At 60.9% G+C, this 18,331-nt stretch carries 15 protein-coding genes; 13 read left to right on the plus strand and 2 right to left on the minus strand.

The genetic code is table 11. The features are described 5' to 3' along the window. Positions 1-188: 188 nt before the first annotated feature. The 6 genes from B6S08_RS09940 (at position 189) to B6S08_RS09965 (ending at position 9,559) form a co-directional block, all read left to right on the plus strand. On the plus strand, positions 189-1,787 hold the full coding sequence (locus tag B6S08_RS09940) for an isocitrate lyase (protein ID WP_094200655.1): 1,599 nt from the start codon (positions 189-191) through the stop codon (positions 1,785-1,787). 268 nt (positions 1,788-2,055) lie between these two features. After that, the gene (locus B6S08_RS09945; RefSeq protein WP_169716394.1) at positions 2,056-4,194 is read left to right on the plus strand and encodes a methyl-accepting chemotaxis protein; all 2,139 of its coding nucleotides are present in this window, start codon (positions 2,056-2,058) and stop codon (positions 4,192-4,194) included. Positions 4,195-4,302: 108 nt separating this feature from the next. Beyond that, on the plus strand, positions 4,303-5,466 hold the full coding sequence (locus B6S08_RS09950) for a thiamine pyrophosphate-dependent dehydrogenase E1 component subunit alpha (RefSeq protein WP_094200657.1): 1,164 nt from the start codon (positions 4,303-4,305) through the stop codon (positions 5,464-5,466). After that, positions 5,463-6,440 (plus strand): alpha-ketoacid dehydrogenase subunit beta, encoded by a 978-nt coding sequence (locus tag B6S08_RS09955; protein ID WP_094200658.1) that lies wholly within the window; start codon positions 5,463-5,465, stop codon positions 6,438-6,440. The genes B6S08_RS09950 and B6S08_RS09955 overlap by 4 nt, the downstream gene beginning before the upstream one ends. Before the next feature lie 8 nt (positions 6,441-6,448). Next, entirely contained in the window at positions 6,449-7,699 is a 1,251-nt protein-coding gene (locus tag B6S08_RS09960; protein WP_094200659.1) for a 2-oxo acid dehydrogenase subunit E2, read from the plus strand. Between the two features lie 18 nt (positions 7,700-7,717). Beyond that, positions 7,718-9,559: a protein kinase domain-containing protein gene (locus tag B6S08_RS09965; RefSeq protein ID WP_094200660.1), complete on the plus strand. Its 1,842-nt coding sequence runs from the start codon at positions 7,718-7,720 to the stop codon at positions 9,557-9,559. Here the strand turns inward: B6S08_RS09965 and B6S08_RS09970 are convergent. Together B6S08_RS09970 and B6S08_RS09975 are read right to left on the minus strand one after the other, a co-directional pair. Continuing rightward, complete coding sequence (locus B6S08_RS09970; protein ID WP_094200661.1) at positions 9,505-10,092, minus strand: acyl carrier protein phosphodiesterase; 588 nt, start codon at positions 10,090-10,092, stop codon at positions 9,505-9,507. The two genes, B6S08_RS09965 and B6S08_RS09970, sit on opposite strands and share 55 nt — an antisense overlap. Next, positions 10,093-10,605, minus strand: a complete 513-nt coding sequence (locus B6S08_RS09975) for a CBS domain-containing protein (RefSeq protein ID WP_094200662.1) — start codon at positions 10,603-10,605, stop codon at positions 10,093-10,095. 183 nt (positions 10,606-10,788) lie between these two features. Here B6S08_RS09975 and queA point away from each other — a divergent pair, with 183 nt between their 5' ends. From queA to trmJ, 7 genes are all read left to right on the plus strand, one after another. Further along, positions 10,789-11,835, plus strand: coding sequence for a tRNA preQ1(34) S-adenosylmethionine ribosyltransferase-isomerase QueA (gene queA, locus B6S08_RS09980; protein ID WP_094200663.1), 1,047 nt, complete (start codon positions 10,789-10,791; stop codon positions 11,833-11,835). A 138-nt stretch (positions 11,836-11,973) separates the two neighbouring features. After that, positions 11,974-13,116, plus strand: a complete 1,143-nt coding sequence (gene tgt / locus B6S08_RS09985) for a tRNA guanosine(34) transglycosylase Tgt (RefSeq protein WP_094200664.1) — start codon at positions 11,974-11,976, stop codon at positions 13,114-13,116. Positions 13,117-13,148: 32 nt separating this feature from the next. After that, positions 13,149-13,478: a preprotein translocase subunit YajC gene (gene yajC, locus B6S08_RS09990; RefSeq protein ID WP_094200665.1), complete on the plus strand. Its 330-nt coding sequence runs from the start codon at positions 13,149-13,151 to the stop codon at positions 13,476-13,478. A gap of 24 nt (positions 13,479-13,502) precedes the next feature. Then, complete coding sequence (gene secD, locus B6S08_RS09995; RefSeq protein WP_094200666.1) at positions 13,503-15,356, plus strand: protein translocase subunit SecD; 1,854 nt, start codon at positions 13,503-13,505, stop codon at positions 15,354-15,356. Positions 15,357-15,368: 12 nt separating this feature from the next. Then, positions 15,369-16,313: a protein translocase subunit SecF gene (secF, locus tag B6S08_RS10000; protein WP_094200667.1), complete on the plus strand. Its 945-nt coding sequence runs from the start codon at positions 15,369-15,371 to the stop codon at positions 16,311-16,313. Between the two features lie 268 nt (positions 16,314-16,581). After that, positions 16,582-17,457 (plus strand): lipoprotein NlpI, encoded by an 876-nt coding sequence (gene nlpI / locus B6S08_RS10005; RefSeq protein ID WP_281254932.1) that lies wholly within the window; start codon positions 16,582-16,584, stop codon positions 17,455-17,457. A gap of 82 nt (positions 17,458-17,539) precedes the next feature. Further along, positions 17,540-18,262, plus strand: a complete 723-nt coding sequence (gene trmJ, locus B6S08_RS10010; RefSeq protein WP_094200669.1) for a tRNA (cytosine(32)/uridine(32)-2'-O)-methyltransferase TrmJ — start codon at positions 17,540-17,542, stop codon at positions 18,260-18,262. Positions 18,263-18,331 lie beyond the last annotated feature (69 nt).

Genomic DNA, 18,331 nt, shown 5'->3' on the forward strand with positions numbered 1-18,331 from the left:
AAATCTGAGTCTTGTACGGCAATGCCTTTTGGCCGCTACAAGCCAAACAAACGGAAACGGGCCGAGCCGCCCTACAACAACAAGAACCCGATTGCCGAGCCAGCCGAATGCGGTGCCAACGCTGGTTTGACAGGGATGTATAACCGATTGAGCCCATGGCTCGACGCCAACAACACAGGACTGGAACCATGCCATACGCCAACGAGATCGATAAACTGGCCACCCTCATCAAACAGAACCCGAGCTGGGGCACCATCAAACCCGAACATGCCGCCCGCATGCGCGTGCAGAACCAATTCAAAACCGGCCTTGATATCGCTAAATACACCGCCAAGATTATGCGTGAAGACATGGCCGCCTATGATGCGGATCCGGCGCAATACACCCAGTCTCTGGGCTGTTGGCACGGCTTTATCGGTCAGCAGAAGCTGATTTCCATCAAGAAACACTTTGGCAGCACCAAGCGCCGCTATCTCTACCTTTCCGGCTGGATGGTTGCCGCCCTGCGCTCCGAGTTCGGCCCACTGCCGGATCAGTCCATGCACGAAAAGACCTCTGTACCGGCCCTGATTGAAGAGCTGTACACCTTCCTGCGCCAGGCCGACTCCTGGGAGCTGAACCATCTGTTCCGTTCACTGGAAGACGCTCAGAATGCCGGAGACAAGGCCAAAGCCCAGGAAATACTGGCCCAAATTGACAACCATGAAACCCATATCGTGCCCATTGTTGCCGACATTGATGCCGGTTTTGGCAACGCCGAAGCGACCTACCTGCTGGCCAGAAAAATGATCGAAGCCGGCGCCTGCTGTATTCAGCTGGAAAATCAGGTATCCGATGAGAAGCAGTGCGGTCACCAGGATGGCAAAGTGACCGTGCCTCATGCCGACTTTCTGGCCAAGATCAACGCCGTACGCCTGGCCTTTCTTGAGCTGGGTGTGGACGACGGTGTTATTGTGGCCCGTACCGACTCCCTGGGTGCCGGCCTCACCAAGCAGATTGCCGTGACCAACGAGCCGGGCGATCTGGGTGATCAATACAACAGCTTTATCGATGGCGACGTGATTGAAAGCGCGGCAGACATCGCCAACGGCGACGTGGTGATCAAGCAAAACGGCAAGCTGGTTCGTCCCAAGCGCCTAGCTTCCGGCCTGTTCCAGTTCAAGCCCGGCTCCGGTGAAGACCGTGTTGTCATGGACTGTATCGCCAGCCTGCAAAACGGTGCCGATCTGCTGTGGATTGAAACCGAGAAGCCCCATATCGGCCAGATCAAGGGCATGGTAGACCGCATTCGCGCCGTGGTGCCCAATGCCAAGCTGGTGTACAACAACAGCCCGTCCTTCAACTGGACCCTGAACTTCCGTCAGCAGGTGTTCGATGCCTGGGCCGCCGAAGGCAAGGACGTGTCCGCCTACGACCGTGATCGCCTGATGAGCGCCGATTACGACAGCACCGAGCTGGCGCAACTGGCCGACGAGTGGACTCGCAACTTCCAGCGTGACGCCGCCCGTGAAGCCGGCATTTTCCATCACCTGATCACCCTGCCGACCTATCACACCGCGGCCCTGTCCACCGACAATCTGGCCAAGGGTTACTTCGGCGACGAAGGCATGCTGGCCTATGTGGCGGGTGTTCAGCGCCAGGAAATTCGTCAGGGCATCGCCACCGTCAAGCATCAGGACATGGCCGGCTCCAACATCGGTGATGACCACAAGGAATTCTTCGCCGGTGAGGCCGCGCTCAAGGCCGGTGGCAAGGACAACACCATGGGTCAGTTCGACAATATCTGAGCCCGGTTGACCCCATAACAATAAACCATCGCAATACCTATCTCGTTTTTCGGCAGCCCTTGAGGCTGCCTTTTTTATGTGTTTTTATTAACAGGTGTTAAGTAAAAGGTAACACTGCCGATATTCCACTTCAGCACTACATGGATACTGCATCGAGTCATTCTTACTGACCGTACGCATTAGTCATACCTCTTTATCGGTAACATGAATGGAGGGCATCCCTTGCCATAATGGTATTGGCGGTTGCTCGGAAGGATCCTTTACTATCATGCTTCACATTAAAAAAACCGCCCTGTCGGCCAAGTTGTTTGTGACCACCGGCCTGCTGTTGTTGCTTTGCGTGCTGATCCTAAACAGTGTCGTGAACCACTTTTTGAAACAGACTGCCGGCGACGTCGGGCGGGAAGCCGCGACGGTGCTGCAAGCCGAAATCAGCCAGCAGCTCAGCAGTCAGGCGGCCACTGCGGGGACCCGGCTGGCTGCCTTCATCAATGACAGCTTTCGCACCCCCCTGACCCTGGCCCAGGTGCTGGCCGCCAGTATTTCGGGACCTGCTCAGGATCAACTCAGCCGGGAGCAGGTGGTGGCGATCAACCGCCAGTTGCTGATGGCCAACCCTCAGCTCGGTGCCATTTACAGTCAATTCGAGGCGAATGCCTATGATGGCCTGGATGCTCTCTATGTGAATGGCTATACCCATTCGGTGAACGGTGCCGGCAGCTTGGAGGTGTACTTGGTACGTCAACAGGATGGTACGCTGGAGCAATTGCGGGTGGACGACGCCGCCGAGAAACACGACACCGGCCGCAACGAACGGGGAGAGCGCAACGCCGAATGGTTTCTGTGTCCGATGGAGACTAGCCAACCCTGCCTGCTGGAGCCGTATTTGTATGAGATTAAGCCTGGCCACAGTGAATTGATGACCAGTGTAACGGTGCCCATTATCGCCGAAGGCCGGTTTCGTGGTGTGAGCGGGGCAGACATTCATCTGTCGGCGTTTCAGCAGCAGATCATGCAACTTGCCGACTCCCTTTACCATGGTCAGGCTGAAGCCTTGTTGCTCAGCAGCCAGGGGGTGGTGGTGGCGTCCAGTCGTCAGCCCGACAGCCTGGGCCGTCCGCTGAGCGAGGTGATGGAAGGAAACGCATCGCAGCGCTTGCTGGCCCTGAGCGGGGGTGAGGTGAGTACGCTGGGGGATGATTATCTGTATGGCGTTTATCAAATGCCGATCACCGCAGCCGGGGTGAACTGGTCGCTGTTGATCCGGGTGCCCCGTGAGGTGGCTCTGGCTGATGTGGCCCTGCTTCAGCAGCACCTGACGGCCGGTGTGCGCGAGCTGACCCATCAGCAGTGGTTGGCCGGAGGCCTGATCATGATTGCCGGTATTGGCGCCATGGTCCTGTTGGTACGTACCATTACCCGCCCGCTCACCCTGATGAACGAACGGATTGGCAGCCTGAACAGTGCCGAGGGGGACTTGACCCGAACCGTACAGATAGACACTCATCGGGAACTGATCGCCTTGTCTGGCGGCTTTAACGGTTTCATCGAGACCCTGCGTCAGCTGGTGCTCAGGCTCAAGCTGACCGGTCAGGAGGTGGGGCGGGAATCCGATAACGGCGCCCGGCTGGCCGGCGACATGCATCAGCAGGTGACCCGGCAGAACCGGGAGTTGGAGTCGGTGGTGACCGCCATGAACGAGATGAGTGTGGCCTCCGCCGAGGTGGCCCGTTTCTCCGAGCAGGCGGCGATCGAGGCGGGGCAGGCCAATCAGGCCCTGCAGGGCACTCAGGGGCGACTGGCCGGCACTGTGGATGACATCGGCCAGCTGGCCGTCGAGGTGCTGGCTGCGGCCCAAGCGGTGAACCAGGTGGCGGAACGCAGTGAGGCCATCAACAGCATTCTCGATGTCATACGGGCCATTGCCGAGCAGACCAACCTGCTGGCGCTCAATGCCGCCATCGAAGCGGCCCGGGCTGGCGAACAGGGCCGGGGCTTTGCGGTGGTGGCCGACGAGGTGCGGGCACTGGCGGCCAAGACCCGTCAGTCCACCGATGATATCGCCGAGTTGATTGAGAGGCTCAACCGGCAGGTGGGTGATACCGTGCAGATCATGGAGCAGGGAGCGGCGCGGGCCGAACACACCTCGGCGCAGTCGAAAGAGGCTTACCAGGATCTTTCCGGGGTAACAACATTGATCCAGACCATCAGTGATCACGTTACCCAGATGGCGACCTCGGCTGAAGAGCAAAGCGCGGTTTCAAGCGACATTAACCGCAACCTGACCAGACTGGGTGAGGCAGCGGCGCAACTGGCCGATCTTGCCGAGTCGGTGGGACAGCACGGTCAGCGCTTGAGTGGCCTGTCCGGGGGGCTCAAGCAGGAGCTGGGGCGCCTGAAAACCTGAGCCCGGGCATGCCGGTTACTGAGCGGCCGGATTGGTGTCATATCGGGCCGCCCATGCAAAAACGACTAGAATTAGCCTCGAGGTTCCAGTCTGGACTGCGAGGGCGGCATGACCAATCCCAATAACGCCACCATTACCCTGGTGCACCGGATCCGGTTCGTGGACGGCCACGGCCTGACCATTCCCACCTTTCGGCTGTTAAAGGACGACGGCCACCTCTATGCCGATGCTATTGCGCCTGAACTCGACAAGGAGCAGGCGCTGGCCATGTACCACAGCATGGTGGCCACTCGACTGCTGGATGAGCGCATGCTGGCGGCCCAGCGCCAGGGCCGTATCAGCTTTTACCTGCAAAGCCTGGGGGAGGAAGCCCAGGCGGTGGCCAGTGCGGCGGCGCTGGCACCGGAAGACATGATCCTGGCCCAGTACCGGGAGCAGGGCGCCCTGCTGCACCGGGGTTTTACCCTGGCGCAATTCATGAGCCAGCTGTTTTCCAATGAGGACGATCTGGGCAAGGGCCGGCAGATGCCGGTGCACTACGGCTGTCGTGAGCTCAACTTCATGACCATTTCCTCCCCCCTGGCCACGCAAATTCCCCAGGCCACCGGGGTGGCCTATGGCCAGCGACTGGCCGGTGAGTCCGCCATCACCCTGTGCTACTTCGGGGAAGGGGCGGCCTCGGAAGGGGACTTTCACGCCGGCCTGAACATGGCGGCGGTGCTGAAAACCCCGGTGATCTTTTTTTGCCGCAACAATGGCTACGCCATTTCCACGCCGGCCAGCGAACAGTTTGTAGGTGACGGCATCGCCAGTCGCGCCGTGGGCTACGGCATTCGTACCCTGCGGGTGGACGGCGCCGACACCCTGGCGGTGTTTGAGGCCACCCGTCAGGCTCGGCAACTGATGCTGGACGATCCCCAACCAATGCTGATTGAAGCCATGTCCTACCGGCTGGGGGCCCATTCATCATCGGACGATCCCAGCGGCTACCGCTCTCAGGCCGAAGAGGAGCGCTGGCGCAAGCGGGATCCCATTGGTCGCTACCGCCTGTGGCTGCAGCATCAGGGCTGGCTGAATGAGGATGATGATCGCCGTCACCGTGATGAGTTGCGCCGGCAGATCCTGGAGGCCATGAAACAGGCCGAGCAGCGGGCCAAGCCCGCGCTGGAGAGCCTGGTGGAAGACGTTTATGCGGCGGTGCCGCGCCACCTTGAGCGTCAGTTGGCCGGGCTGAAACATCCTTCGAGTGGCCGGCAAGGGGAGGACGCATGAAGCAGATGAACCTGTTGCAGGCGGTCAATCAGGCGCTGACCCTGGCCATGGAGCGGGATGCCAGCGTGCTGTGCTTTGGCGAGGACGTGGGCCACTTTGGCGGCGTGTTTCGAGCCACCAGTGGCCTGCAGGACAAATATGGCGAAGATCGTTGCTTCAATACTCCGCTCACCGAGCAGGGCATTGTCGGCTTTGCCAACGGCCTGGCGGCAAAAGGATTGAAGCCGGTGGCGGAAATTCAGTTCGCCGATTACATCTTTCCCGCCTTTGATCAACTGGTCAATGAAACCGCCAAGTTCCGCTATCGCTCCGGCAACCAGTTCAACGTGGGCGGCCTGGTGGTGCGTACGCCCTACGGCGGCGGCATTGCCGGGGGCCATTATCACAGCCAGTCGCCGGAAGCGTATTTTGTACATACCCCGGGGTTGCGGGTGGTGGTGCCCCGAGGACCGGTGCAGGCCAAAGGGCTGCTGCTGGCGGCCATCGCCTGCCCGGATCCGGTGATCTTTTTTGAACCCAAGCGGCTGTACCGGGCGGCGGTGGCCGAGGTGGACGAAGGCTATTACCAGCTGCCCCTGGATAGGGCCGAGGTAGTGCGGGAAGGCTCGGATATCACCCTGCTGGCCTGGGGAGCCCAGATGGACTACCTGCTGAAGGCGGCGGATCTGGCCGACAATGCGGGCATTTCCTGTGAGGTGATCGATCTGCAGAGCCTGCTGCCCTGGGATGAAGACACTGTGGTGGAATCCGTGCTCAAGACCGGGCGGTTGCTGATCAGCCATGAGGCGCCCCTGACCGGTGGCTTTGGCGCAGAGATTGCCGCCACTGTACAAGAGCGCTGCTTTCTGTATCTGGAAAGCCCCATCGCTCGAGTGTGCGGCCTCGACACTCCCTTTCCGCTGGCGCTGGAAAAGCGGTACATGCCCGATCAGCATCGGATTTTCGACGCCATTAACGCCACCATGAATTTTTAGGAGCGCACATGAAAAAGGACTTTCTGCTGCCGGATATCGGCGAGGGCATAGTGGAGTGCGAACTGGTGGAGTGGCTGGTGGCCGAGGGTGATCGGGTGGAAGAAGATCAGGCCATTTGCGATGTGATGACCGACAAGGCGCTGGTGCAGATTCCGGCGGTGCACGCCGGCACCATCTCTCGCTTGTATGTAAAAAAGGGGGACATGGCCAGGGTGGATGCGCCGCTGTTTGAAATGACGCTGGCAGATGATGAGGCCACCGCAAGCGTCCCTCGAAGCGACTCGCAGCAGAATGAGGCGACGGAAAACGCCGAGACCAGCGAAGGCGAGAGGTCCCCGGGTGCCGGGGCCTTCGGCGAAGCGACTTGCCATGCCGAGTCTCCTGAGAAAGCCTTTGCGGCCGGCAACCGGGCCGTGGCCAGTCCGGCGGTGCGTCGGCTGGCCCGGGAGCATAATGTGGATCTGGCGCAGGTGCCGGGTTCCGGCGATAAGGGCCGGGTCTACAAGGAAGATGTGGAGGCCTGGCTGGCGGCCCAAGGCGCGCCGTCGCGGACCGAATCGGCCTGGCGCGAGCCCCTGAGCGGTGTGCGCGCCGCCATGGCCCGGCACATGACCGACAGCCTCACCGTTCCCCGCTTTACCTATTGCGAGGAGTTTTGCCTGGACGAGCTGCTCGCGCTCAAATACCGGCTGACGCCGGAGTTTGAGCGCGATGGGGTCAAACTGACGCTGTTGCCGTTTTTTATCAAGGCGCTGTCGCTGGCGCTGTCTGACTTTCCGCTGCTCGGTGCCCGGCTTGAAGGCGATGGCCGCACCCTGGTGTATGAAGACGGTCATCATGTGGGGGTGGCAGTGGACACTCCAACCGGCCTGCTGGTGCCGGTGCTGCACCACTGTGAAGACAAGTCGTTGTTGACGCTGGCGCGTGAACTGACCCGGCTGACCGAGGCGGCCAGGGCCGGTAGCCTGTCTCAGGCCGAGCTCGCCGGCGCCACCATCAGCCTGTCCAATATCGGCGTGCTGGGCGGTACCGTCTCCACCCCCATCGTCACTCCGCCTCAGCTCGCCATTGCCGCCCTGGGGCGGTTGCAACGGTTGCCCCGGTTCGATGAGCAGGACCGGGTGGTGGCTCGGCAGTTGATGACGGTGTGCTGGTCGGCGGATCACCGAGTGATCGACGGCGCCACCCTGGCCCGCTTCAACCGCTGCTGGCAGGGCTACCTGGAACAGCCCGGGCGCATGCTGGCCCGGCTGCACTGATGCCCGCCTGACGCCGCCATGGACGTTCTGGGCAACTTTTACATTCCCGAAGAGCAGTCCATCTATTTGCTGAGCGCCAACGATGCGCAAAAGCTGAAGGACTGGATTGCCCTGTGCATCGCCGAGCTGGAAAAGCTCGGCTACCGCGACATCATCCTGGCGGGCAAGGGAGTATACGGCTTTACCTTTGCCGGCACCGGCGAACGGGGCGAGCAGGTGGCGTTCAAGTTTTCCCGACTCGATTTGCCCGAAGCGGTGCGCGAACGGCTGGCCGACGAGGCCTATATGTTGTCCTGCGTGCGGCATCCGCTGATCCCTGAATACCTGGCCTATGCCCTGCGCGGCCGTCAGGGCATTTTGCTGATGAGTCGGGCGCCGGGGGAAGATCTGGAGCACTACAGCCTGCGCCGGGGTCGCCTTTCGGCCCGTGAAGTGATCGACATTGCCGCCCAGCTGGCGGACATTCTGCAGGCCCTGCGCCGACAGACGCGGGACGGTGAACCGGCGCCCGTGGTGCACGGCGATATCAAGCCGTCCAACATCATGTATGACCCCGGCAGTGGGCGTATCAGCCTGGTGGACTGGGGCTCGTCGGTGTTTGCCCAGCAGGATGCCGATGGCCACTGGGCCGGGGCCGGCGGGTTGGCGCTGCTGTCGGGAGATTTGCAGCAGTCCAACGCCCGCATGGGGGATGTTTATTTTATCGGGCCCGAACAGCTGGCCGGGGCGCTGTCGAGCCCCCGCTTTGACGAGCAAGGAGTGGCCGGCACCCTGTACGCGCTGGCCTCGGGCCAGGGCTGTCGCTTTGGCCGTAAGGCCATGCCCGCCGCCAGCCTGGGCCTGCCACTAGAGTTCGCCCGGCTGCTCGATGCCCTGCTGGACGACGATCCCGAGCGTCGCCGCCGGGCCGGGGACTATTGGATGGCGGCCATGCCCCGGCTTAAACAACTGGTGCTGCCCGAGCTGCCCCTGTTTGACGACAAGCCGCAATTGCCGGTGTGGCCCGGCTCGGGAACGTGGGACATCGACACCGTGGTGTATTCGTCACGCAAGTCCTTTCTCCGTGAGCACAGCGAACGAGAAGACATACAACAGGTTGCCGATGCCCAGCTGGAGCGCTATTACAAACAATACCTCGAAGGCATGGGGGAGACCGAAAAGGCCTTTGTGGCGGCGGTCGGCCGGTTGGGGCGCTACCCGGTGATGGGTGGCCTGGCCATTCACTGGCACGACGGCGGCGTGGACATCGACTCCAGCCTCAATCTCTATGACAAGGCGCTGCTGCCAGCCTTTGGTGTGGCGGTTAACAATGTGGTTGCCCTGGCCCGGGCCATTACCAAAAACGGCGTGTTCAAGGCGTGCTTGTTCAACGCGCGCAACACCCTGCATTTAAGCCGCAGCGGGCCTGCTCAGCCCTTTATGCCGGCGCCGGCCATGCGTATTCCCTACCGGCTGGCGGACAGCCCCGACACCGGGGCCGATCGCCAGCCTCACTCCTATTTTGAAGACGGTCGTGATCCGGATGAGCAACTGGTGCTGCCCGAGGAGATCATGGCGGTAATAGCCAGGCTCAACCACATTCACCACAGCGGCTGCATTATTTTTGAAGTGACGTCCGATCATCTCAAGTTGCACAGCTACTACCGGCTGCTGGATGTGGCCGCCGAGGCCGAATTCGCCGCCCTGCTGGCGCAAATTGTCGCGCATATTCCGCTGATCACCGACACGGGGGTGGGGGGCTTTATGAAGCTGCCCTGCAAGAATACGCGGTTTTTTAGCCGCCAGCCGGTGCAGCCCGAGCGCTTTTACCCCGCCAACCCCCGGGCCTGGTCGAGAACAAACGCTTCCAGCTCGGGATAAAAGTGAAGGAAGGCGGTTTCCATGTCGCCGTAATGCTGCTCCAGCAGCGGCCGGCACCGGGGCAGGGGAGTAGGTCGTTTAAAGCGCTGGTCAATGCGTGCCAGAGCGCCGAGCAGGGCGTCAAAGTCCCGGTAGCGGGCGAGCATGCCACTTTGCTTTAGTCCGGCCACCAGCCGCACCATGGCCTCGGGCCAGTGCCGGTCGGGCGTCAACCGTTCGTGGGCCTGTCGGACAAACTCGTCAAGGGGCAGCGCATGGTAGCGGGACCAGTGCCGGGCCAGAAAATGATCGAACATCATGTCGGTGATAATGCCGCCAAAGCGACGAAAGGGCGGCGGCAGGGCGCGCACCCTGACCGCGTGCAGCGCGTGGGCATCGGTAAAGCTGTCGATGCGCCGGTGCAGTATAATGCCAATCTGCAATGAGGCGGGCAGGGACGTATCCACCGCGCCTCGGGCATATTCCCCCAGCAGGGCGCCGGCCAGGCTGGTGTGGCTGAGTTCGGCCAGGTGCAGGTGAGCCAGGTAATTCATTTAGTTGGGGGAGTCGTCCCGGTATTCGGCGCCGTCGGTCTCGGCCTGCAGTTCATCCACCTCGCCGGCGTCGAGCTCGTCATCCTGCTCGTCCAGTTGATTGTCGAGCACCTCCAGCAGGTGAATGGCCACCGCCACAAAATCGCTGTCGGTGACGATGCCCACCAGCCTGCCCTTGTCCACCACCGGCAGGCAGCCGTATTTGTGCTTTTGCAGGTACAGCGCCGCCTCGCGAATGCCGGCCCGGGGGCTGACGGTGGTGACACCGGTTTTCATGATTTCCGACAGCATGTGGTGTTCAAGGAACTGGCCGTTGCGGCCCTGCTCCAGGCTGGACTCCTGAGCGGCGAGAATGTCCCGCTGGCTGACCAGGCCAACCAGCCGATCCTGCTCCAGCACCGGCAGGTGGCGAATATGATGGCGCTGCATCAGGGTGCGGGCTTCGGCCAGGGTGGCGGAAGGAGGCAGCCCCAGAACGCGGGATGACATTATTTCGGAAACAATGGCCGGCATGATGGTTCTCCTCTTTTTATATCAAGATAGCCCAACACGGTGCGTCGGTAACCTGACCAGGATCATGGGTGAGGCAATCATGGCTCACTTTCGCTGCGGGGTCGAAATTGCTTCAACGTCGAATTGCCTTGATCCCTTCAGGTGCGCTCACTAGACTAGCGCTCGTCTTATACAGAGGTAGTTATGCAGGTCCAAGATTTTTCCTTTGAACTTCCCGATGAACTCATTGCCCGCCACCCCATGCCCGAGCGCACCGCCAGCCGGCTGTTGCAGCTGGACGGCAATACCGGGAACCTGGTGCACGGCCGCTTTGGCGACATTCTGGACCTGATCAATCCCGGCGACCTGCTGGTGTTCAATAACACTCGGGTCATTCCGGCCCGGCTGTTCGGCCGCAAGGCCAGCGGTGGCAAGCTGGAAGTGCTGGTGGAACGCATGCTTGACGACAAACGGGTGCTGGCCCATGTGCGTTCCTCCAAGTCGCCCAAACCCGGCACCGAGCTTATTCTTGAGCCCGACGTTCACGCCACCATGGTGGCCCGCCACGATGCCCTGTTTGAAATCGAGTTCAACGACGACCGTAGCGTGCTGGAGATCCTTGAAGCGGTGGGGCACATGCCGCTGCCGCCCTATATCGATCGGCCCGACACCGACGCCGACAAGGAACGCTACCAGACCGTCTACAACGAAAAGCCCGGCGCAGTGGCGGCACCCACCGCCGGCCTGCACTTCGACGAGCCGCTGCTGAACGCCATTCGCGCCAAGGGCGCCGAGCTTGCCTTTATTACCCTGCACGTGGGCGCGGGCACCTTTCAGCCGGTGCGGGTCGACAATGTGCTTGAGCACAAAATGCATGCCGAATACATCGAAGTGCCTGCCGAGGTAGTGGCGCAAATCGAGGCGACCCGGGCCCGTGGCGGCCGGGTGATTGCGGTGGGCACCACCTCGGTACGGTCGCTCGAAAGCGCGGCTCAGGCCAGCCTCGCCAAAGGCGAGCCGCTGGCGCCTTTTTATGGCGACACCGACATCTTTATCTACCCCGGTTACCGCTTTCAGCTGGTGGACGCCATGGTTACCAACTTTCACCTGCCGGAGTCGACCCTGATCATGCTGGTCAGCGCCTTTGCCGGTCAGGACCACATTATGGAGGCCTACCGTCAGGCGGTGGCCGAGCGTTACCGTTTCTTCAGTTACGGCGATGCCATGTTTATTACCAGACAGATCAAGTGATAAATAAACGTGAGGGGTAAGGTGTGAGGTGTGAGGGACAAAGCATAAGACGTTGGTTTTTCACCTCACTCCTCACGACCCACCCCTCACTTGTTTACAAATAGGGTCGGACTGTTTCTCCGGCCAGTGAGGTAAAGAATGAAATTTGAACTGGATACCACAGACGGACGCGCCCGCCGCGGTCGGCTGATCTTTGACCGGGGCGTGGTGGAAACCCCGGCCTTTATGCCCGTGGGCACCTATGGCACCGTCAAGGGCATGACGCCCGAAGAAGTGGCCGCCACCGGCGCCCATATTCTGCTGGGCAACACCTTTCACCTGTGGATTCGTCCCGGCCAGGAAGTGATGAAAATGCACGGCGATCTGCACGACTTTATGAACTGGCAGGGACCCATTCTCACCGACTCCGGCGGCTTTCAGGTATTCAGCCTGGGGGACATTCGCAAGATCACCGAGGAAGGCGTGCATTTCCGCAATCCGGTGAACGGCGACAAGATTTTCCTTTCCCCCGAAGTGTCCATGGAGATCCAGTACGATCTGGGCTCCGACATCGTGATGATCATGGACGAGTGCACCCCGTACCCGGCCACCTGGGAAGAAGCCAAGAAGTCCATGGAAATGTCCCTGCGCTGGGCCAAGCGTTCCCGGGATCATTTCGACAAGCAGGGCAACAAGAACGCCCTGTTTGGCATTATTCAGGGCAGCGTTTACGAAGATCTGCGGGATCAGTCTCTGGAAGGCCTGCTCGACATTGGCTTTGACGGTTATGCCGTGGGCGGCCTGGCGGTGGGTGAGCCCAAGCACGAGATGCACAAGGTGCTGGAGCATACCTGTCCGAAAATTCCCGAAGACAAGCCCCGTTACCTGATGGGCGTGGGCAAGCCGGAAGATCTGGTGGAAGGCGTGCGCCGGGGTATCGACATGTTTGACTGCGTGATGCCCACCCGCAACGCCCGTAACGGCCACCTGTTCACCACCGACGGCGTGGTCAAGATTCGCAACGCCAAACACAAGACCGATACCGGCCCGCTGGACGCCGATTGCGATTGCTATACCTGCAAAAATTACTCCCGCGCCTATCTGTATCACCTGGACAAATGCAACGAGATTCTGGGTGCGCGTTTAAACACCATTCACAACCTGCGTTACTACCAGCGGGTGATGGAAGGTTTACGCGGCGCCATTGAGCAGGGTAAATTAGATGACTTTGTGGCAGAGTTCTATCGTCGGCAGGGCAAACCCGTGCCGCCGCTGGGTCAGCCAGCATCCACGAGTGAATAACGGCTTTTAACCATAACGAGGAAACTGCAAGAATGGATATTATCTCCAGTGCTCACGCCCAGGGTGGCGGTGCCGCCGGTGGCGGTATGGAAATGATCATCATGCTGGTCGTGTTCGGCCTGATCTTCTATTTCATGATCTTCCGTCCCCAGTCCAAGCGGGTCAAAGAGCATAAAAACCTGATGTCTTCCCTGAGCAAGGGTGACGAGGTGCTGACCAACGGTGGCCTGGTGGGCAAGATTGCCAAGATCTCTACCGACAACGACTATGTGGTACTGAGCCTGAGCGAGCAAAGCCAGGTGACCATCAAGAAGGACTTCATCACCGCCGTCCTGCCCAAGGGCTCCATTCAGTCCCTCTAATTCTTTCCTGTCGAGGAGCACAGCGTGTTAAATCGATATCCGCTGTGGAAATACTTGATGGTGATCCTGGTGATCACCATCAGTTTTCTTTATGCAGCACCCAACCTGTTTGGTGAAGATCCGGCGCTTCAGGTGTCCGGCAGCCGTGGAACCCAGGTTTCTGCCGAGGTACTGGTCAAGGCCCAAAGCAGCCTCAATCAGGCTGGCATCGAGGTAAAAAGCGCCGCCCTGGAAAACGACCAGCTTCTTATCCGTTTCCGCAATACCGACGATCAGCTCAGGGGCAAGGACCTGGTCGCCGAAACCCTGGGTGACGACTACGTCACCGCCCTCAACCTGGCCCCGTCCACCCCCGCCTGGCTGGAAGCCATCGGCGCCGGTCCGCTCAAACTGGGCCTGGATCTGCGCGGCGGCGTGCATTTCCTGATGGAAGTGGACATGGCCGAGGCCCTGAACCGAGTGCAGGAGCAGACGGTACAGGACTTTCGTACCGAACTGCGCCAGGAGCGGCTGCGCTATTCCGGCGTACTGAGCCGGGACGGCGGCACCCTGGTGGTGTTCCGGGACGTTGAGACCCGTGACAAGGCCATCAGCCATTTGCGCAATCGCAACACGGATCTGGTGTTTACCACCAGGGACACCGGCGACAGCTACGGCCTGTTTGCGGTCATGAGCGAGCAGCGGCTGAAGGAAGTAAAGGAATACGCCCTGCAGCAAAACATCACCATTATTCGCAACCGGGTCAATGAGCTGGGCGTGGCCGAGCCACTGGTTCAGCGCCAGGGCGCCGACCGCATCGTGGTGCAACTGCCCGGCATTCAGGACACCGCCCGCGCCAAGGAAATTCTTGGTGCCACCGCCACCCTGGAATTCCGCCTGGTGGATGAACGGGCCGATGCCGCCGCCGCGGCGGCGGGCAGGGTGCCCCCGGGCTCCGAGCTGTTCACGGATCGCGATGGGCGCGCCGTGGTGCTGCAAAAGCGGGTGATCCTCACCGGTGAGCACATTGTCGATGCCAACTCCGGCATGGACGAGTTCAGCCGTCCCCAGGTGAACATCAGCCTGGATGCCCCCGGTGGCAGCCGCATGGCCGACTTCACCAAGGACAACGTGGGACGGGCCATGGCCACCGTCTTTACCGAGTACAAACCCGGTGACAAGCCCAGCGCCGATGGCAAGCCGACCCTGCGCAAGGAGCAGGAAGTGATCAACGTGGCCACCATTCAGTCCCGACTGGGCCGCAGCTTCCGCATTACCGGCATCGACTCCATGGCCGAGGCCCAGAACCTGGCACTGCTGCTGCGTGCCGGCGCCCTGATTGCGCCCATTCAGATTGTGGAAGAGCGCACAATAGGGCCGAGCCTGGGGCAGCAGAACGTGGAAAACGGCCTGCTGGCCATGATCTACGGCCTGCTGGCGGTGGTGCTGTTTATGAGCATCTACTATCGCAAGTTCGGCCTGGTGGCCAACCTGGCATTGCTGGCCAACCTGGTGATCATTATCGGGGTCATGTCCATGGTGCCGGGGGCGACCATGACGCTGCCGGGCATTGCCGGTATCGTGCTCACCATCGGCATGTCGGTGGATGCCAACGTGCTGATCTTCGAGCGTATTCGCGAGGAATTGCGGGACGGGCGCAGCATTCAGCAGGCCATTCACATGGGGTATGAGAAGGCCTTTGGCACCATTACCGATGCCAACATCACCACCTTTATTACCGCCATCATTCTGTTCGCGGTCGGCACCGGGCCCATCAAGGGCTTTGCCGTTACCCTGATGATCGGCATCCTGGCCTCCATGTTTACCGCCATTGTCGGAACCCGGGCCCTGGTCAACCTGCTCTGGGGCGGCAAGCGCCTCAAGAAGCTGTCGATATGAGGAGACTGAGCGATGTTTGAAATCCTCAAGACCAAAGAGCCGCTGCCCTTTATGCGTTTCTCCAAGGGCGCTACCGTGCTGTCGCTGGTGCTGATTGGCCTGTGCTTTTTCAGCCTGGCCACTCGGGGCCTGAACTGGGGCCTGGATTTTACCGGTGGCACCGTCGTGGAAGTGGCCTTTGAGCAGGCGGTGGAGCTGGACGGCGTACGTGAGCAGCTGGACGGCGCCGGTCTGGCCGGCGCCACCGTGCAGCATTTTGGTACCAGCCGGGATCTGCTGATCCGCATGCCGCCCCAGGAAGGCGCCGATGTGCAGCAGCAGGGCGATGCGGTGATGGCCGCCATGCAGCAGCTGTCGGCGGACGCCGAGATGAAGCGGCTGGAGTTTGTCGGCCCGTCCATCGGCAAGGAGCTGGCGGAGCAGGGCGGCCTAGCCATTCTGGTGGCGCTACTGTGTATCCTCATTTACGTGGGCATGCGCTTTGAGTGGCGGCTGGCGTCCGGCGCCGTGCTGTCACTGGCCCACGATGTGATCATCACCCTGGGGGTGTTTTCCTGGCTGCAGATCGAGGTGGACCTCACCATAGTGGCGGCGTTGCTGACCGTGGTGGGTTACTCCCTCAACGACACCATAGTGGTGTTTGACCGGGTGCGGGAAAACTTTCGCCGCGTGCGCGAGGCCACCACGGCCCGAGTGTTTGACGAAGCCATTACCGACACCCTGAGCCGAACCCTGATCACATCGGCCACCACCCTGGTGGTGGTGGTGGCGCTGTTCATGAAGGGCGGCGCACTGATCCACGGCTTTGCCACCGCGCTGCTGCTGGGCATCGGGTTCGGTACCTATTCGTCCATCTATATCGCCAGCGCCTGGGCCATGCTGCTCGGAGTCAAGCGGGAGCACATGCTGCCGCCTGTGGTGGAAAAGGAAGGTGCGGATCAGGAACCCCTGGTGTAATCGCAGCCATGCAGACATAAAGAAGCCTTCGGGCTTCTTTTTTTTGCGCCGTCTTTGGCATGGGGATGCGGGTTGGGACGAGTACAGCGGGTTGCAGCCGCGTTGCAAGCCTATGGCCGAAAGAGGCCGAAGCATGGCCCGAATCCATCTTGCCCACAGAAACGCGCCCTTTAGCCCCCTTTCTCGTCATTGATTGCATTTGCAGCATGACAAACGCCTTGCGGCTGCATAACATGGGGACATAGAACAAGACAAGTTCGGAGCCTTCTTGAAACACAGATTTTTGCTCGGTCCGTTGGCCCTGCTGGGCATGATGCTGACCGGATGCAGCGCCCCCAGAGTGGTCACGCCGACCCTGGTGTTGCCGGTACCCATGCAGGTTTCCTATCAAAGTGAGCTGGGCATTGCCCGTTTGGGGCAGATGCTGAGTGCGCCTGGGCTGACCCCGGAGCAGCGGGCCGAGCTGTTTTTTCAGCGAGGCGTGGTGTTTGACCGGGTGGGCCTGCGCGCCATGGCCCGGCTCGACTTCAACCGTGCGCTGCGCGAGCGGCCCGACTTTGCCGATGCCTACAATCTTAACGGCGTTTACCTGACCCAGAATCAGGAGTTCGACGAGGCCTATGAGGCCTTTGACTCGGCCCTGGAACTGGCGCCGGATTATGTGTATGCCAACCTCAATCGGGGCATCGCACTGTATTATGGCGGTCGTCCCGAGCTGGCGACGCGGGATCTGAAAGTGTTCCTCGACGAAGAGCCCACGGATCCTTACCGCCTGCTGTGGTGGTACCTGGCGCTGGAAAAGGTGGACCTTGCCATGGCACAGGAGCGCCTGGCCGAGCATCGCCGGCTGTACGGCACCGACGAATGGGCCTGGGACATCGTCGATGTCTACCTTGGCACCCTGACCCCTGAGGCACTGCTGGCGCGCATTTCCGAACAGAGCGAAGACAACCAGGAGCTGGCCGAAATGCTGTGCGAGGCCTACTTCTATCTGGCCAAACAGGCCCAGCGCAACGAGCAGCCGGAGCAGGCCGAGGTTTACCTCAAGCTGGCGCTTTCCACCAACATCTATGACTTTGTCGAGCACCGCTACGCCCTGCTGGAACTGGATCTTATCGGCCAGCAAGCCCGGCTCAAGCGCTGAGCCAAAGACGGGATTAACACCTGACCCTCCAGCACGACTGTGATAAAATCCTGCGCCCTGAGCGCAACGGAATTAAGTGAACATGCTTGAGCAAGTACGCATCGTGCTGGTAAACACCTCCCACACCGGCAACATGGGATCTGCCGCCAGGGCCATGAAGACCATGGGCCTGAGCGATCTCTGCCTGGTCGACCCGGTCAGCCCGCCCGATGGTCAGTCGGTGGCCCTGGCCGCCGGTGCCAGCGACATTCTGGCCAATGCCCGCACCGTGCCGACCCTGGCCGACGCGGTGGCCGACTGTGGCCTGGTGATCGGTACCAGCGCCCGCTCGCGTACCTGGTCCTGGCCGATGCTCGATGCCCGCCAAGCGGGCGAAAAGGCCATGGCGGAAGCGCCCAGACACAAGGTGGCGCTGGTGTTCGGCCGGGAGCGTACCGGCCTGACCAACGAAGAACTGCAGCTGTGCCACTATCATGTGGCCATTCCCGCCAACCCGGAATACAGCTCCCTCAACCTGGCCATGGCGGTACAGACCCTCAGCTACGAGGTGCGCATGGCCTGGCTGGCCGGCAGCCACCACGAACCAGAAGCAGCCGACTACCCGCTGGCGGCGGATCTGGAACGCTTTTACGCGCATCTGGAGCAGACCCTGCTGGACACCGGTTTTATCATCAAGCCGCACCCCGGCCAGGTAATGACCAAGCTGCGCCGGCTGTTCAATCGGGCCCGTCCGGAAGACCACGAACTCAACATTTTGCGCGGCATTCTGACCTCGGTTCAGCGCCTCGGCCGGCAAGGCAAATAGCCGACTGTTTTACTGGGGTAAATACTTGACTGAATCACTCGGGTATGACACCCTGACGCCAATGTTGGA

Source organism: Oceanimonas doudoroffii (assembly GCF_002242685.1).
In the GTDB taxonomy this organism is placed as follows: Bacteria; Pseudomonadota; Gammaproteobacteria; order Enterobacterales; family Aeromonadaceae; genus Oceanimonas; species Oceanimonas doudoroffii.

What these genes read in the sequence shown, in the direction of transcription:
- yajC (WP_094200665.1), top strand. Translation starts at nt 13,149, where the DNA reads ATGGATATTATCTCCAGTGCTCACGCCCAGGGTGGCGGTGCCGCCGGT.
- B6S08_RS09950 (WP_094200657.1), top strand. Translation starts at nt 4,303, where the DNA reads ATGACCAATCCCAATAACGCCACCATTACCCTGGTGCACCGGATCCGG.
- secF (WP_094200667.1), top strand. Translation starts at nt 15,369, where the DNA reads ATGTTTGAAATCCTCAAGACCAAAGAGCCGCTGCCCTTTATGCGTTTC.
- B6S08_RS09960 (WP_094200659.1), top strand. Translation starts at nt 6,449, where the DNA reads ATGAAAAAGGACTTTCTGCTGCCGGATATCGGCGAGGGCATAGTGGAG.
- B6S08_RS09970 (WP_094200661.1), bottom strand. Translation starts at nt 10,092, where the DNA reads ATGAATTACCTGGCTCACCTGCACCTGGCCGAACTCAGCCACACCAGC.
- B6S08_RS09975 (WP_094200662.1), bottom strand. Translation starts at nt 10,605, where the DNA reads ATGCCGGCCATTGTTTCCGAAATAATGTCATCCCGCGTTCTGGGGCTG.
- trmJ (WP_094200669.1), top strand. Translation starts at nt 17,540, where the DNA reads ATGCTTGAGCAAGTACGCATCGTGCTGGTAAACACCTCCCACACCGGC.
- tgt (WP_094200664.1), top strand. Translation starts at nt 11,974, where the DNA reads ATGAAATTTGAACTGGATACCACAGACGGACGCGCCCGCCGCGGTCGG.
- B6S08_RS09965 (WP_094200660.1), top strand. Translation starts at nt 7,718, where the DNA reads ATGGACGTTCTGGGCAACTTTTACATTCCCGAAGAGCAGTCCATCTAT.
- B6S08_RS09955 (WP_094200658.1), top strand. Translation starts at nt 5,463, where the DNA reads ATGAAGCAGATGAACCTGTTGCAGGCGGTCAATCAGGCGCTGACCCTG.
- B6S08_RS09945 (WP_169716394.1), top strand. Translation starts at nt 2,056, where the DNA reads ATGCTTCACATTAAAAAAACCGCCCTGTCGGCCAAGTTGTTTGTGACC.
- queA (WP_094200663.1), top strand. Translation starts at nt 10,789, where the DNA reads ATGCAGGTCCAAGATTTTTCCTTTGAACTTCCCGATGAACTCATTGCC.
- B6S08_RS09940 (WP_094200655.1), top strand. Translation starts at nt 189, where the DNA reads ATGCCATACGCCAACGAGATCGATAAACTGGCCACCCTCATCAAACAG.